14 protein-coding genes are annotated in these 15,027 nt (G+C 58.2%); 10 read left to right on the forward strand and 4 right to left on the reverse strand.

The window, feature by feature from the left end; genetic code table 11:
* Positions 1-40 precede the first annotated feature (40 nt).
* Together J0X19_RS08545 and J0X19_RS08550 are read left to right on the forward strand one after the other, a co-directional pair.
* The gene (locus J0X19_RS08545) at positions 41-1,357 is read left to right on the forward strand and encodes a gluconate:H+ symporter (protein WP_206983866.1); all 1,317 of its coding nucleotides are present in this window, start codon (positions 41-43) and stop codon (positions 1,355-1,357) included.
* A gap of 101 nt (positions 1,358-1,458) precedes the next feature.
* Entirely contained in the window at positions 1,459-1,971 is a 513-nt protein-coding gene (locus tag J0X19_RS08550; RefSeq protein WP_206983868.1) for a gluconokinase, read from the forward strand.
* Positions 1,972-1,978: 7 nt separating this feature from the next.
* On the opposite strand, the gene J0X19_RS08555 is transcribed toward J0X19_RS08550, so the two are convergent.
* On the reverse strand, positions 1,979-2,509 hold the full coding sequence (locus tag J0X19_RS08555) for a CAP domain-containing protein (protein ID WP_206983869.1): 531 nt from the start codon (positions 2,507-2,509) through the stop codon (positions 1,979-1,981).
* 247 nt (positions 2,510-2,756) lie between these two features.
* On the opposite strand from J0X19_RS08555, the gene J0X19_RS08560 reads away from it, so the two are divergent.
* From J0X19_RS08560 to J0X19_RS08575, 4 genes are all read left to right on the forward strand, one after another.
* On the forward strand, positions 2,757-3,377 hold the full coding sequence (locus J0X19_RS08560; protein ID WP_206983871.1) for a TetR/AcrR family transcriptional regulator: 621 nt from the start codon (positions 2,757-2,759) through the stop codon (positions 3,375-3,377).
* Positions 3,378-3,573: 196 nt separating this feature from the next.
* On the forward strand, positions 3,574-4,614 hold the full coding sequence (locus J0X19_RS08565; RefSeq protein ID WP_206983872.1) for an LLM class flavin-dependent oxidoreductase: 1,041 nt from the start codon (positions 3,574-3,576) through the stop codon (positions 4,612-4,614).
* 186 nt (positions 4,615-4,800) lie between these two features.
* Complete coding sequence (locus J0X19_RS08570; protein WP_206983873.1) at positions 4,801-5,079, forward strand: phosphopantetheine-binding protein; 279 nt, start codon at positions 4,801-4,803, stop codon at positions 5,077-5,079.
* Positions 5,080-5,121: 42 nt separating this feature from the next.
* A complete protein-coding gene (locus J0X19_RS08575; RefSeq protein ID WP_206983874.1) occupies positions 5,122-5,535 on the forward strand; it encodes a biotin/lipoyl-binding protein in 414 nt (137 codons plus the stop codon).
* Positions 5,536-5,752: 217 nt separating this feature from the next.
* Here the strand turns inward: J0X19_RS08575 and J0X19_RS08580 are convergent, their stop codons facing one another.
* The 3 genes from J0X19_RS08580 to J0X19_RS08590 form a co-directional block, all read right to left on the reverse strand.
* Entirely contained in the window at positions 5,753-7,135 is a 1,383-nt protein-coding gene (locus J0X19_RS08580) for a DEAD/DEAH box helicase (protein ID WP_206983875.1), read from the reverse strand.
* 87 nt (positions 7,136-7,222) lie between these two features.
* Positions 7,223-7,480, reverse strand: coding sequence for an endonuclease domain-containing protein (locus J0X19_RS25240; protein WP_206984132.1), 258 nt, complete (start codon positions 7,478-7,480; stop codon positions 7,223-7,225).
* Between the two features lie 216 nt (positions 7,481-7,696).
* On the reverse strand, positions 7,697-8,932 hold the full coding sequence (locus J0X19_RS08590; protein ID WP_206983876.1) for a THUMP domain-containing class I SAM-dependent RNA methyltransferase: 1,236 nt from the start codon (positions 8,930-8,932) through the stop codon (positions 7,697-7,699).
* Positions 8,933-9,114: 182 nt separating this feature from the next.
* Here J0X19_RS08590 and J0X19_RS08595 point away from each other — a divergent pair, with 182 nt between their 5' ends.
* The 4 genes from J0X19_RS08595 to J0X19_RS08610 all read left to right on the forward strand — a co-directional run bounded on the left by J0X19_RS08595 (position 9,115) and on the right by J0X19_RS08610 (position 14,867).
* The gene (locus J0X19_RS08595) at positions 9,115-9,714 is read left to right on the forward strand and encodes a hypothetical protein (protein WP_206983877.1); all 600 of its coding nucleotides are present in this window, start codon (positions 9,115-9,117) and stop codon (positions 9,712-9,714) included.
* Positions 9,715-9,849: 135 nt separating this feature from the next.
* Positions 9,850-11,250, forward strand: a complete 1,401-nt coding sequence (locus J0X19_RS08600) for a sugar MFS transporter (protein WP_206983878.1) — start codon at positions 9,850-9,852, stop codon at positions 11,248-11,250.
* A gap of 116 nt (positions 11,251-11,366) precedes the next feature.
* Complete coding sequence (murB, locus tag J0X19_RS08605) at positions 11,367-12,380, forward strand: UDP-N-acetylmuramate dehydrogenase (protein ID WP_206983879.1); 1,014 nt, start codon at positions 11,367-11,369, stop codon at positions 12,378-12,380.
* A gap of 213 nt (positions 12,381-12,593) precedes the next feature.
* Positions 12,594-14,867 (forward strand): phospholipase D-like domain-containing protein, encoded by a 2,274-nt coding sequence (locus tag J0X19_RS08610; protein ID WP_206983880.1) that lies wholly within the window; start codon positions 12,594-12,596, stop codon positions 14,865-14,867.
* The last annotated feature ends 160 nt before the right edge of the window (positions 14,868-15,027 follow it).

The raw sequence follows: 15,027 nt of genomic DNA on the forward strand, positions 1-15,027 counted from the left end.
TTGGGCTACTTGCTACGCTTCCTTACCTGCCCTCCGCGCCATGCCCCTACTCCTCGTTTTAGCAGCGGTACTGCTGCTGTTGCTGCTGATTATCGTCTTCAAGCTCAACGCCTTCCTGGCGCTGGTAACGGTAGCCATTGCGCTGGGGCTGGCCGAGGGCATGCCGCCTAAAGTGGTGCTTAGCTCCATCCAAACCGGCATCGGCAGCATGCTCGGCTCTATCGTCATGATTCTGGGCTTCGGGGCGATGCTCGGTAGTTTGCTCATCGAAAGCGGGGCGGTGCAGCGCGTTACGTACCAACTCATTGCCACTTTCGGAGTCCGGCATATTCAGTGGGCCGTGATGCTTACCGGCTTTCTGGTGGGCTTGCCGATGTACTACATGGCTGGTTTCGTGCTCCTGATTCCGCTGGTGTTTGCGGTGGCAGCCTCCACGCGCCTGCCACTGCTGTACGTGGGGCTGCCGCTGGTAGCCTCGCTGTCCGTGACGCACGGCTACCTCCCGCCCCACCCCGGCCCCACGGCCATTGCGGTCCTTTTTAAAGCTGATGTATCCCTGACGCTGCTCTACGGGCTGGTCGTTGCCGTCCCCGCTGTTATCATTGCCGGGCCGGTTTTCTCGCGGTTCGTAAAGCGCTACAACCCCGCCCCGCCACCCGGCCTAGCCCTACCCAAGGAGTTTACCGATGCCGAAATGCCGGGCTTCGGCATCAGCCTGCTCACCGTGCTAACGCCGGTATTGCTGATGGCCTTGGGCGTGGCCGCTTCCCTCACTTTGCCCGCCGCGTCCGCCTTTCGGCAGGGTATCGAGTTTATCAGCGACCCGAACCTGGCCATGCTGCTGTCGGTGGTAGTGGCTATCCTGACGCTGGGCGTGGGGCGCGGCAAAAAATTGCAGCAGGTTATGGATTCTGTTTCGGGCTCGGTTTCCAGCATTGCCATGATGCTGCTCATCATCGGGGGTGGCGGCGCGCTCAAGCAGGTGCTCGTGGACAGCGGCGTGGGCACCTACATCGTGAGCCAGTTCAACGATTTGCAGTTGTCGCCGCTGTTGATGGCGTGGCTGGTTGCGGCTATTTTGCGCATTTGCATCGGGTCGTCGACGGTGGCGGCCCTGACGGCCGGGGGCGTGATGGTGCCGTTGCTGGCCACTACCGCCGTGAAGCCCGAGCTGATGGTACTGGCCGTGGGCGCGGGCAGCCTAGTGTGCTCCCACGTCAACGACTCCGGCTTTTGGGTGTTCAAGGAGTATTTCAACCTCACCATTCCGCAAACCCTGGCCACCTGGACGGTGATGGAAACGCTGGTTTCGGTGGTGGGGCTGGTGGGCGTGCTGCTGCTGAATACCGTGGTGTAAGCGGGTTGCCGTTGCGCTTTGCAGGGCGTTACGCTACCCCTGAGCAGGAAAATATCCGTACACTACCTCAACAACCACTTTTCAAGAGCAACCAACGACTTATGAAGGATACCGTTTTCATTGTGATGGGCGTGTCGGGCAGCGGCAAAACTACCATTGGCCGCCTGCTGGCTGAAAAACTGGCGCTAGCCTTTCACGATGCCGACGACTTCCACTCGGCGGCCAATATTGAAAAGATGGGCGCCGGCATTCCCCTCACCGACGCCGACCGCAAAGACTGGCTGGCGGCCATGGCCGACGCCATTGGCAACTGGGAAAATTCTGGCGGGGCCGTGCTGGCCTGCTCGGCGCTGAAAGAAAAATACCGCCAAACCCTGCAAGGCGGCGCCCGCCACCCGTTGCAATGGGTGTATCTGGATGGCTCGCGCAAGCTGCTGCACGACCGGCTAGAGGCCCGCAAAGGCCATTACATGGGCGCCGACATGCTTGACTCGCAGCTGGATACGCTGGAGGAACCGGCCTACGGCATCCACGTGAAGCTCCAGCAAAACCAAACGCCCGATGAGGTAGTGCAGGAAATTATGCACGCTTATCAGACGGCCGCTTCCAAATAGGGCGGCTTCAGATGCAGAAAACCATGGAGTTTTGCAGTTCGTCGCCGTCGTACACGGTGGCCATGCCCACTTTGGTTGCGTTTGGATCGAGCAAGGCGGCTTGGTGCTTGGGCGAAGCCTTATAGGCGCGCAGAATCTGCGATTCGATGCCGGTCAGGCTGGCCGGGCGCAACCCCCGAAAACGCACGCAGTTCTCGTAGCCGTAGCTGACGTAGCCGTTGGCGTGCTCAAACGCGTGGCCTACTGCCGCCAGCCGCTGGCGGGGCGACGGATATTGTGGGTTATAGTGCCCGTGGGTGCGGTGCGTGAGGTTGTACGTGGCTTGCAGGCGCGCCGCCAAGCAAGCCGTTTTACTTAATATCAACGGGGGTAAGCCGGCTTGCTGGCGGTAGAGGTTCAGGTAGCGCAGCAACGCAGGCGTGGTGTCAACTTCGGCCCAGGCAGAAGGGCTGGGAACGGCTGCGGCAAACGAGCGGGGAGCAGCAACGTGGTGGAGCGAGGTTAAGCTGAGCAGCAGCCCGGCCAAGACCGATTTCATGCGGAAAGAACAAGGATAAAAGGGATGGTCGGATGGTTTGCGCAACGTGTTGGCGCCACTGCAAGCAGAACGCACAACCCTAATGAAATAGTCTGTAACTCAGTGCTACATTACTCGCAAGCTTTCAGCTAGAAAAAGCATACCAAGGACATTGTCATGATGGTTGCTCTTTCCTGCACACCCTACCAAGGAACTTTTCGACTGAAAAATCTTTTTAGTCGAAAAGTTTAATACCTTTGTCTTACCCATGAGCTACCCTACTGCCACCCTGCTTGCCTCCGCAACCAAAGAGGATGCCCTCCGTGAAAGCGTGATTGTGGCCGCGCAGCGCTTGTTTCAGCACTATGGCCTAGCCAAAGTGACGCTGGAAGACATTGCCAAGGCCATCGGCAAAGGCAAAAGCACGCTCTACTATTACTACAAGAGCAAGGAAGAAATCTTCACGGCCGTAATGGACCGCGAGATTGGCGAGGTCATGGTAGAAATGGCCCAGGCGGTGGAATCGGCTACCACCGCCGAAGAAAAGCTGTGCGTATTCTCCCTGACCAAGCTACGCGCCCTGCGCAAAAAGCTGGCCCTGTACGGCATTGTATGCAAGGAAGTGAACAGCCAGGCCGAATTCACGTGTGCTATGCGGCAGAGCTATATGAAGCGCGAGAGTGTGCTGCTCAGGGGCATTCTTCGCTTTGGCATCGAAACGGGCGAGCTGGGCCGGCTGAGCCCCACCGATGTGGAGGCGCTGGTATTTGTGATGCTCAGCGGCCTGCACGGAATGGAGCTGGAAATGATGGGCAACAACAATTTCGAGATGCTGGAGCCAGCCGTTGGCATCCTGACCCGTTCCTTAATCCATGGGCTGAAAAGCTAATTTTTGTTGTTTTCTCGACTGATTTACCTTTTCAGTCCATAAGTCACAAACAATACCAAGCGTGCCTTGTATATACTTCCCAGCTAGATTTTTCGACCGAAAAACCAAAACGGTCCATAAGACGCCAATATAGCACTTGCCCGCCAGCACGTGCAACCTGCCGCTGCTACCGTGAACCATCCTTACGCTCCCAACTATGACCCCAGATACTTCTTCCGTTGCTTTTTCCGTATTGGACCTGGCCGCCGTTGCCCAAGGCAATACCCCAAACGCCACCTTTCACAATAGCCTGGCTCTGGCGCAACACGTTGAACGCCTTGGCTATACCCGCTTCTGGCTTTCCGAGCACCATAACATGATAGGCGTAGCCAGCTCGGCACCCACCATCCTGATGGGCTACATTGCGGGCGGTACTTCTACGCTGCGGGTTGGCTCGGGCGGGATTATGCTGCCTAACCACACTCCGCTGGTGGTGGCCGAGCAGGTGGGCACCCTGGCCTCCCTTTACCCCGGCCGCATCGACCTGGGGCTGGGCCGCGCCCCCGGCACCGACCAGCTAACGGCCCAAGCCATTCGGGGTGGCCGCTTTGGCGGCGTGCAGGATTTTCCGCAGGATATTCAGCAACTCCAAACCTACTTCTCCGCCGCCAACAGCACCAGCAAGGTGCGGGCTATTCCCGGCGAAGGCCTCGACGTTCCGATCTACGTACTGGGCTCCAGTACCGACAGCGCCTATCTGGCAGCGGCCCTGGGCCTGCCTTACGCCTTCGCCAGCCACTTTGCGCCCGCTCAGCTGCTGGCTGCCCTGAACATCTACCGCCAGAATTTCCGGCCTTCGGCCGCGCTGGCGCAGCCGTACGTTGTCACCTGCGTGAACGTAATAGCCGCCGAAACCGACGCCCAAGCCGAGTACCTCTCTACCTCGCTGAAGCAGTTTATGATGAGCGTAGTCACGGGCCAGCCCACCCAGTTGCCCCCACCCGTCGATTCGATGCGCACCATCTGGGGCCCAATGCAGCAACAAGCGGTGGAACAGATGCTGGCCTATTCTTTCATTGGCGGCAAGGCCACGCTGCAAGCTGATTTGCAAGAGTTTATCGACCTCACGCAAACCAACGAAATCATGGCTATTTCCAATATTTTCAGCCATGAGGCACGGCTGTACTCCTACCAACTACTGGCCGAAACGCTACAAAAAGTGACGCGGCAGCCAGTGGCATCCTTAGTTGCCCAATAGTTCCAGTAAAATATGATCCGCATACAAATGTATATACATTAAATGTATATACATTTGTATGCGCACTACTGGTAGCCACACTCGGTAGTACACGCTCCTGCCCAGCCCAGGCTCACTACAACCAGCAAGCCTACAAAAAAGGCCGAGCCACTCTGCTTGTGTGACCTACCAATTTTCCTCTCAATCATGTTGTCCCAATCGTACCTTCTTGATGCTCCTGCTGGCCTGGCCCAAAAAGTTCGGCGCATTATCAGCCAACGCAAGCACATCAACCCGCGGCGCCTGCGTTTCGCCGCAACGCTCGGCGAGTTGGATTTCGACCAGCTCGACGTTGTTGATATTATTCTGGAGCTGGAGCGCCGCTTCCACCTCACCATCCCCGACGAAGTACCGCTGCGCACCGTCGGCGACTTTGTTTCCTGCGTGGCTGCCCAACACGGTGGCAGTCAGCGCCCCGTTGCCTAACCGGCTACAACCGCAGGGTTGCCCTGCATTTTCACCAGCATCATGCCTTTCAAACACGGAGTATTCAACTCCCTGGTAGTCAGCAGCGCCATGTTTTCTCTGACGGCCACCCAATCCCTTTCCGAGAGCAGCACTACACCAGCTCTGCCTGCTTACACCACTAGCACAACTACCTCAGCACCTGCCCCGGCTTCCGCCGACGATTCTGGCACGATACGCCCCATTACGGCGGGTGTCAAAGGACACGTTCTTCAACTATTTTTCACGCCGGGCCAGCACGTGCAAGCCGGGCAGCTCCTGGCCAAAGTAAGCGAAGAAACGGCGGGCTCTTCCCGCTACATTGTTTCCTTCGTAGTGGCCCCCACCAACGGCGTCATGACGGAAAACCACCTGCAACACGGCGACTTCCACCACGCTCACACCGTGCTGGCCTCCCTACGCACCGACAAGCCCTAACCCCCGAAGCAATAGCCACAACTCTACGCACAATCAACTATAAGAACGGTCATGCTGAGCTTGTCGAAGCATCTCTCCCGCCAAAGTAGTCATATACTAATGCCAGCGAGATGCTTCGACAAGCTCAGCATGACCGTTGTGGAAGGCTTTAAAGCACAAGCGCGGGGAGACGCATACTGTATGCATCTCCCCGCGCTTGCATTACGGCTGCCTGTCGTTATTCCACCAACGACACGCGCACTTTCTTGCCTTTCACTTTGGCCCCAAGCAGGCGCTGCAACACGTCGGGGGCCATTTGGCGGGGCACGGCCACGTAGCTGTAGTAGTCGAACACCTCAATATGGCCGACTTGCTCCCGCGTGACGCCGCCCACGTTCACAAAGGCCCCTACCAGGTCGTGGGCACTGACTTTGTCTTTCTTGCCGGCCGTAACGTGGATGGTCACGTTTTCGGGTTTGGGAGCTTTGGCCGTTGCGGGCGGCAGCTTAGGCGCTTTCATGTCGCGCCACTGGATGCTGGCGGCTACCGGCCATTTCTGCACGTGGGCCTGCTCTTTCACGGTGGCCAGCAGGTGCGCGGTGCCCTCGGCGCCGGCGCGGGCGGTACGGCCGGCCCGGTGCTGAAAGCTGTCGGCTTTGTCGGGCGCATCGTACTGCACTACCGTGTCGAGCAGGGTTACGTCGAGGCCACGGGCGGCTACGTCGGTGGCTACCAGCACCTGGCTGGACCCGTTACGGAGCTTGAGTAGCGCTTTGTCGCGCTCGGGCTGGGGCATTTTGCCGTGCAGCACTTCGGCGGCTACTTCGCGGCCTTGCAGGAAGCGCACCAGCTCCATGCACTTCTCGCGGGTGTTGCAGAAAATGAGGGCCCGGCCGGTTTCGGGCTGGCGCAGCAGGTGCAGCAGCGCCGCCGGCTTCAATTCAATGGCCCCCACGTGGCCAATCAGCTTCAGGTTTTCGGGCAGCCGGTCGTCGTCCTGGCCCAGGTTGATAACGCGCGGCCGGGTCAGGTTCTTCCGAATCAAATCCAGTACCTTATCCGACATGGTAGCCGAGAACAGCAGGGTCTGGCGGCGGCGGGGCAGGCGCTTCACAATTTCCACCAGCTCGTCCTGGAAACCCAGTTCCAACAGCTTATCGGCTTCATCAAGCACCAGGGTTTTCAGCTGATTCGGGATGATGCTGCGCCGCTCGAAGTGGTCGAGCAACCGGCCGGGCGTGGCTACTACCACGTGCGGAGCCTGCTTGAGCGAGGCGGTTTCTTCGCGGAAGGCGTGGCCGCCGTAGAACGCCGCCACCCGCAGATTGGGCAGGTATTTCCCCATTTTCTTGAGGGCGTCGCGCACCTGCAAGGCCAGCTCGCGGGCCGGTACCAGCACAATCATCTGCACGGCGTCGTTCTTCACGTCCACCTGCTGTAGCAGCGCGAGGCCGTAGGCTGCGGTTTTGCCGGAGCCCGTGGGGGCTTGGCCCGCTACGTCCTGCCCATCGAGCGTGAGGGGCAGCACCTGCTCCTGCACGGGCGTGGGCGTAGTGAACTGGAGTTCTTCCAGGGCTTGCAGAAGGGCGGGCGCGAGGCCAAGGTCAGCGAAAGAGGGCATGAGGCAGAGAATTAGCCTGCAAAGGTACGTACTGGCGGGGGACCTCACCCCCTAGCCCCCTCTCCAAAAGAGAGGGGGAACTGGTTTTTAGCTTTTTAGCTGTAGCTGCTGGCGGATTGTTTCAAGCACTTGTAATAAGTTGTGCGTGACTTGGGGGTTGCTGAATCGTAGTAGCGTGTAGCCCAATTCGTGCAAGCTATGCGTGCGGCCAGCGTCGTATTCCGCCTGTTCTGCTTCTTGGTGGACTTTGCCGTCAACTTCTACGACAAGCTTCGCGGATAGGCAAACGAAATCGACAATGAAGCCACTAATGGCGTGTTGGCGGCGGAATTTCCAGCCATTCAGCTTTTATCCGTGCAGCTCCTGCCAAAGCAGGTTTTCGGATTCCGTAGGCAGCTTTCGGTTAACTCGCGCAAATTCTTTTAGCTTGACCCACCGCTTAGCATCCGTTGTAAAAACATGCTCCTGCGCACCGGATAGTGACGGTTTGTCTTTCCGTTCATCGTCTGATATATTCATAACCTATCACAATAATGATTCCCACTAAGTTAAACTAGCGTATTACTTGCCTGCGTCTGGCTCCCCCTCTCTTTTGGAGAGGGGGCCGGGGGGTGAGGTAATCGTTGAGGCCCGGCGGCTGCCCTGGTACAGCTCGTACTTCAGCAGGCGGCAATCAATGGGGCCGTTGAAGAGCGGAATGCGGCGTGAGGCTTTCAGGCCCACCCGCTTGGCGGCTTCCAGGTTGCCGGTAAATATGTAGGCGTCGTAGCCCGGAAAGCCGGATTTGAGCGTGTCGCCGATGGTTTTATAGAGGGCATCCATCTCCGTTTCCTCGCCAATTCGCTCCCCGTAGGGCGGGTTCATCACCACAATGCCCGGCTCACCTTTTGGCGCAGCGGCGTCGCGCACGTCGCGCACCGAGAGGCGCACGAAATCCTCTAAGCCGGCCGCCGACACGTTTTCGCGGGCCAGGTCGATGTATTCGGGCGAAATATCGGAGCCTACTAGTTGCGCCTGGGGCTCTTCGAGGCGGGCCTGCTCGGCATCGAGGCGCACCGAATCCCACAGGGCCTGGTCGAAATCGGGCCAGTTCTCGAAGCTGAACTTGCCTTGGTGGTAGAGGCCGGGCGCAATGCGCTGGCTGATGAGGGCGGCTTCGGTGAGGATGGTACCCGAGCCGCACATGGGGTCCACGAGGGTTTTGCGGCCGTCCCAATCGGCCAGCAGCAGGATGCCGGCGGCCAGGATTTCGTTGAGCGGGGCTACGTTGGTTTGCTGCCGGTAGCCGCGCCGGTGCAAGGATTCGCCGCTGGAATCGAGGCTCAAAACCACTTCATTCTCAATCATGTGCAGGTGCAGCCGGATGTCGGGGTTCTTCACGTCCACACTGGGCCGATCACCGGTGCGGTTCCGGAACTGGTCCACAATGGCATCTTTGGTAAGCTGCGCCACGAACAGGGAGTGCTCCAGGTTGGACCGGTTCACGACGGCCGTAATGGCAAACCTCTGGTCGGGGCGGATGTATTCGGCCCAGTTGATGCGGCCGGTTTCGCGGTAGAGCGTTTTCTCGTCGGGGGCGTAGAAGCCGGCAAAGGGCCGCAGGATGCGGATGGCGGTGCGGCACCAGAGGTTGGCTTCGTAGCACAGCTGCATGTCGCCGCTGAACTCCACGGCCCGCTGGCCAACCTTGTCGATGGTGGCGCCGAGTTGGTAGAGCTCTTCGGCCAGCACCTCTTCCAGGCCGAACTGGGTGGTGGCAGTCATGTAGAACGGGGCGGAGCGGCGAGATGGGGCCATGCGGAGCAGTAGTGAGGTGAAGCCGCAAAGGTCGGGAATGTTGGCGGGCTATGCGCGGGTAATTTCTTTTGCCTTGATAGGTGCGCCGTGTAGCTCTGCTTCTAGTTGTAGCGGTAATCGTCTATCTTTATTGCCACTACTCATAGTTTCAAAACCTACTTGTAGATTTATACTAATACTAGATGTACACTCACAAAAAAGCAGTAAAAATTTCAACCATTCTAATTATTCTACTAATCAACAGTTGTAAACACCGCCTTACATCAGAAGAAGACAAACATTATCAAGATAACATCAGAAAATCTCAGAAAGGAATATCTGATTGGATAAAAAATAATGCTCTTTATCCTAATAGCTACAAACCTATTTCATTTAGTAAATACTCAGAGTCATACACAGCAGAAAATGATGCAAAAATTCCTAACACAGAGATTTATGTACTAAAACACATCCATAATATATTAGACAAGGACAGCAACCTGACAACCTTTAGCGGATATTTTATTTTAGAACACGACTATTCAGTAAATATTATTGAAACTACAAGAAGCAATTCTGTCGGCGGTGCGTTTCCTCCGGAAACGCAGATTTGGATGAACAAGTTTGGAAGAACAATGACTCATCAAGATACTCTGGAACTGCGACAAAAATATAAAGACAACTACGAAAGAAATATTAAAGAATTGAAGCATGAATTAGACGAAGGGACTGTATCTAGTGAAGGATCAATAAATGCTAATGAGCTAAAAAACATTCTTGATACACTTAATAAAAAAGAATAGAAGGCGATAATAAAGCTCTTGATTCATATCAAATGAAGAAAGGGCTCCAAGCTTATTCCTTATTTTCTCCACACTATACTTACTCCCAGCTGGCCTTTAGGCCAGCTTTTTCTTTTTCCTGCCTATTTTGCCGCTATGGCTACTCCTCTCCCCTCCTCTGCTCCTACCAATACCGCCGCTCCGGCCCGCAGCTACGCACTGCCCATGGTGGCCATGACGGCCCTGTTCTTCCTGTTCGGGGCCGTTACCAACTTCAACGGGGTGCTGATGCCCTATTTGAAGGACGTCTGTCAACTGACTGATTTTCAATCGTCGCTGGTACCGTTTGCGTTTTTCATAGCGTATTTCCTGATGTCGTTGCCGGCGGGTTGGGTTATCCGGCGGCTGGGCTACCAACGCGGCATTGTGGTGGGCTTGGTGGTCATGGCGGCCGGGGCCCTGCTTTTTATCCCGGCGGCCAATGCGCGGGCGTTTGCCTTGTTTCTGGCGGGCCTTGGCGTGTTGGGGGCCGGCATTACGCTGTTGCAGGTGGCGGCCAATCCATACGTATCAGTGCTGGGCCCCGCCAACCGGGCCGCGAGCCGGGTGAGTATTGTGGGAGTAGCTAATAATCTGGGGGGCACCTTGTCGCCGCTGATTGGGGGGCTCTTGCTGTTCGGCAGCGCGGCGGCCATTCAAACGCGGCTGGCCACGCTTTCCGCCGAGCAGCGCCTGGCCGAAGAAGCCGCGCTGGTGAAGTCGCCCTACCTGGGTCTGGCTATCTTCCTGGTTGTCCTGGGCGGTATTTTCTGGCTTCTGCGCCTACCCGAAATTGATAGCATTCCGGCTGATGAAACCGAAGAAATTGCCTCGGCTACCACCGCTGGCCGTCATTCCGCCCTTCAATTCCGCCATCTAGTTCTGGGCATCGGGGCCATTTTTCTGTATGTGGGGGTGGAAGTAGGCCTCGGGGATTTCCTGATCCGCTACGGCGAATCTCAGAATATCACGCAGTTGAGCAGCTTCACTCAGGCATTGGTGCGGGGCCTGAATGCCGTTACCAATTACGGCTTGCTGCTCATCGGCCAGACACCCGTGCCGGTTGATACTTCCACGGGCTTCACCAAAGCTATTGGGGCCGTACTGGTGTCGTCGTACTGGTTTGGCTCTATGATTGGGCGCATTGTGGGCATTCCGTTGCTGAGCCGCTTCAATGACCGGCGCATGCTGGCGGGCGTGTGTCTGGCAGGCGTAGCATTGGTGCTGGCCTCGGTGCTGACCCGTGGCGAGGCGGCCTTGTGGCTGGTGGTACTATGCGGGCTTTGCAACTCGATAATGTGGCCGGTTATTTTCCCGCTGGCCATCAAAGGCTTAGGTGCCTTTACCAAGCAGGGCTCCTCCTACCTGATTATGGCCATTGTGGGGGGCGCTATCATACCGCTTATCATGGGCTGGGTAGCCACAAATGGCGGCGGCTTACGCGTAGCCTTTATCCTGCCCGCACTGTGCTACGCGTATCTGCTGTACTACTCGCTGAGCGGGTACCGGGTGCGGTAAGTTGTAGCGCGAAGCCTTTGCTTCGCGCATCGGTGCACGACTGCCGTTGCCCGTGTAATAACCCTGCCAACGGATACGCGAAGCAAAGGCTTCGCGCTACAGCCTATCTTTGCCCCATGCTCGAACACAACGTTTCCCTCCGCCCCTATCACACCTTTGGCATTGAAGTGAGAGCCCGGCTGTTTGCCCGCTTCCAGTCGGTAGACGAGTTGCGGGCGTTGCTGGCGCTGCCCGAAGTGCAGCAAGCCGAGCAGCTGATTCTGGGCGGCGGCTCCAACCTGCTGTTCACCAAGGACTTCGACGGCGTGGTGCTGAAAAACGAAATCTGCGGGCTGGAAATTATCAGCCAGGACGAGGACACGGCGCTGGTACGGGCCGGGGCCGGGGAGAGTTGGCACGGGCTGGTGCAGTACGCGCTGGATCAGGATTTGAGCGGCATCGAGAACCTATCGTTGATACCGGGCACGGTGGGCGCGGCGCCGTTGCAGAACATTGGGGCCTACGGCGCCGAGCTGAAAGACACGTTCGAGGAACTGGAGGCGCTGGAAACGGCTACGGGGCGGCTGCGCACGTTTTCGATGGAAGAATGCGGCTTCGGCTACCGCGAAAGTGTGTTCAAGGGCCCGCTCAAAAATCAGTACATCGTAACCAGCGTGGTGCTGCGTTTGCACCGCCGCCCCCAGCCCAACGTCAGCTACGGTGCCATCCAAACCACCCTGCAAGACCTCGGCATAGCCGGTGACCCCACGCCCCGCCACGTGAGCGAGGCCGTGGTGCACATCCGCCGCAGCAAGCTCCCCGATCCCGCCGAAATTGGCAATGCCGGCTCGTTTTTCAAGAACCCGGAAGTGTCGCAGCACAAGTTCGATGAGCTGCAGGCGCACTACCCTGAGGTGCCCGGCTACCCCGTACCCGGCGGCGTGAAGGTGCCCGCCGCCTGGCTGATCGAGCAAAGCGGCTGGAAGGGCCACCGCCGCGGCCCCTACGGTGTGCACGACCGGCAGGCGCTGGTGCTCGTCAACCACGGCGGCGCGCAGGGCCAGGATATTCGGGATTTGGCCTACGAAATCATTGCCTCAGTGCGCGAGAAGTTTGGCATCGAACTGCACCCCGAGGTAAACATTATGTAGCTTATTTCTTAGCTGTTAACGCTTTCAGGCAGTAGCTAATAGCTTAACAAAAGCGCCAAGCCCGTTTTTAGTGGGTCTGGCGCTTTTTGCTTTCTGATTATCTGCATGAATAACCTGGAAATAACCTAGTAGCCAGCAGAAACACCACCGAAAAGCCGGATATTGCAATTCGTTTTGCCTGTTTTTTCTGCTTCCCACTACTTCTACTGCTTGATGAAAACTTTTACTCTGTCGGCTCTCTTTTTCGGGGTGTTTGCCGCGCAGCCGGTGCTGGCGCAAACGCCTGTTAGCATTGCGGCGGCCCGCACGGCGGGCGTTGGGGCCACTGTCACAGTGCGGGGCGTAGTCACCAACGGCGCGGAGCTGGGCGTGATTCGCTACTTGCAGGACGGTACCGCTGGCCTGGCCGCTTACTCCACCAGCGCCACCGGCTTCGATGCGCTGGTACCCGGCGACAGTATCCAAATCAGCGGCACGCTGAAGAACTTCAACGGTTTGCTGGAAATGGACCCGGTTACGTCGGTTTCGGTGCTGGCTACCGGCCGCACCATCCGGCCGGCCGCTACGGTGGCGGCGGGCAGCGTGAGTTCGGTATTCGCGGAAGCCTACGAAGGCCAGGTGGTGCGCATCACCGGCAACACCCGCCTGACCACGGCCAGCGGCAGCCCGTTCTACACGTTTTCCGGCAACACCAACTACCTGCTCAACGGTACCACCGGCGCCATTGTGCGCACCAACACGGCGTCCACGGGCCCAACCGGCGTGGTAGGCAAGATTGCGCCCAACGGTAATTTCGCCCTCACCGGCATCATGAGCCAGTTCAGTAGTAGCGGTACCGGCGGCTACCAGCTGCTACCCCGCCTCTACGCCGATTTCGAGCTGGGCACCACGCCCAACGTTATTGGGGCGCCTTCAGCAACGGCTATTTCCACCGCCGGCTTCACGGTGAGCTTCCCAACGCAGAACCCCGGGGATACCCGCCTGGAATACGGCCTCACGCCCACTACCCTCACCCAGCAGGTGAACAATACCACGGTGGGCACCCAGCATACGGCTTCCATTACGGGCTTGCAGCCGGGTACGGTGTACTACGTGAAGGTGAGTTCCAGCAACGCCAGCGGCCGCTCGGAGCTGGCCCCGGTGCCCATGATTACCGCTTCGCTGTCGTCGGGCAAGATGCGCACTTACTTCAACAACCAAGTGAATATCACGCGGGCCTTGCCGGGCAACAACGCCGTGTATTTGCCCAACGGCACCATTGCCGACACCCTGGCGCGCTACATCAACCTGGCTCAGCAAACCCTCGACATTGCCATCTATAACTGGAATAGCCCCGTAATCCTGACCGCCGTAAATGCAGCCAAGGCGCGTGGCGTGGTGGTGCGAGTGGTGTACGAAGCCGACAATACCAACGTGAGCATTGCGGGCATGGACGCCACCATTCCGCGGGTGGGCCGCGCCACCCAAACGGCCATCATGCACAACAAGTTTGTGGTGATTGATGCCAATAGCACCGACCCAAACCGCCCCTGGGTGTGGACCGGCTCCACGAACTGGACGCCGGCGCAGCTGGTGTCTGACCGCAACAGCGCCATTGCTGTGCAGGACCAAAGCCTGGCCCGCGTGTACACCATGGAGTTCAACGAAATGTTCGGCAACGGTACGGCGGGCGTTTTCGGCGCGGCCAAAACCGACAACACGCCGCACTACCTCAGCATTGCCGGCAAGGCCGTGGAGTCGTGGTTCTCGCCCACCGACAACGTGCAGGAGCGTTTGATTGCCACCATCCAGACCGCCAACAACGACCTGCACGTGGCCACCATGCTCATCACGCGCCCAGAAATTGCCACCGCCATCCGCGACCAGGTGCTGGCGGCCAGCATTGCGGCCTGCTCGGAAGTGCTGCTCGATGATGCCAGTGACAGCGCCCCGGCTGTACCGACCACGCTGCGTACGGCACTAGGCAACCGGGTGATGTTTGATGCCATACCGGGCACCATGCACCACAAATACGTGCTGGTAGATGCCGGTGCGTCACAATCAGACCCGACGGTGTTTGTGGGCTCGCACAACTGGAGCGCCGCCGCCAACACCGATAACGACGAAAACACCCTCATTGTGCACGACGCCCGCGTGGTGAACCAGTACTATCAAGAGTACTACCAGCGCATCACCGAGCAGAACGTAGCCGGCGTCAGTCCCTGCAACCTGGTTCTGGCCAACCGGCAAGCCAGCGTGCAGCGCAGCAGCGTGCAGGTGTACCCGAACCCCACGCACGGTTCGTTTGCCCTGCGCCTCGAAGCCAGCAAGGCCCGCACCGCCACCGTCACTCTGCGCGACGTAACCGGCCGCGTGGTACTAGCGCAAACCCGCCCGCTACACGGCCAGGAGGTAACCGTGGACGCCTCCACGCTCCGCGCCGGTTTGTACATGGTGCAGATTGTTACGCCCGAAGCCACGCAGGTTAGCCGCGTAGTGGTGGAGTAAGAAGTTGACTTCCGAACAAAAAAGGCCTCTTCTAAATAGAAGAGGCCTTTTTTGTTGAGAAACGATGTAGAGACGCGACACTTCGCGTCTTCCGCATGCTGAGGTTGGTTACAAAGGTGCAATTCCAGCCGTTCAACGCCGAGAAGCGACGTGTCGCGTC

It is taken from the genome of Hymenobacter telluris, assembly GCF_017313265.1.
GTDB lineage: Bacteria > Bacteroidota > Bacteroidia > Cytophagales > Hymenobacteraceae > Hymenobacter > Hymenobacter telluris.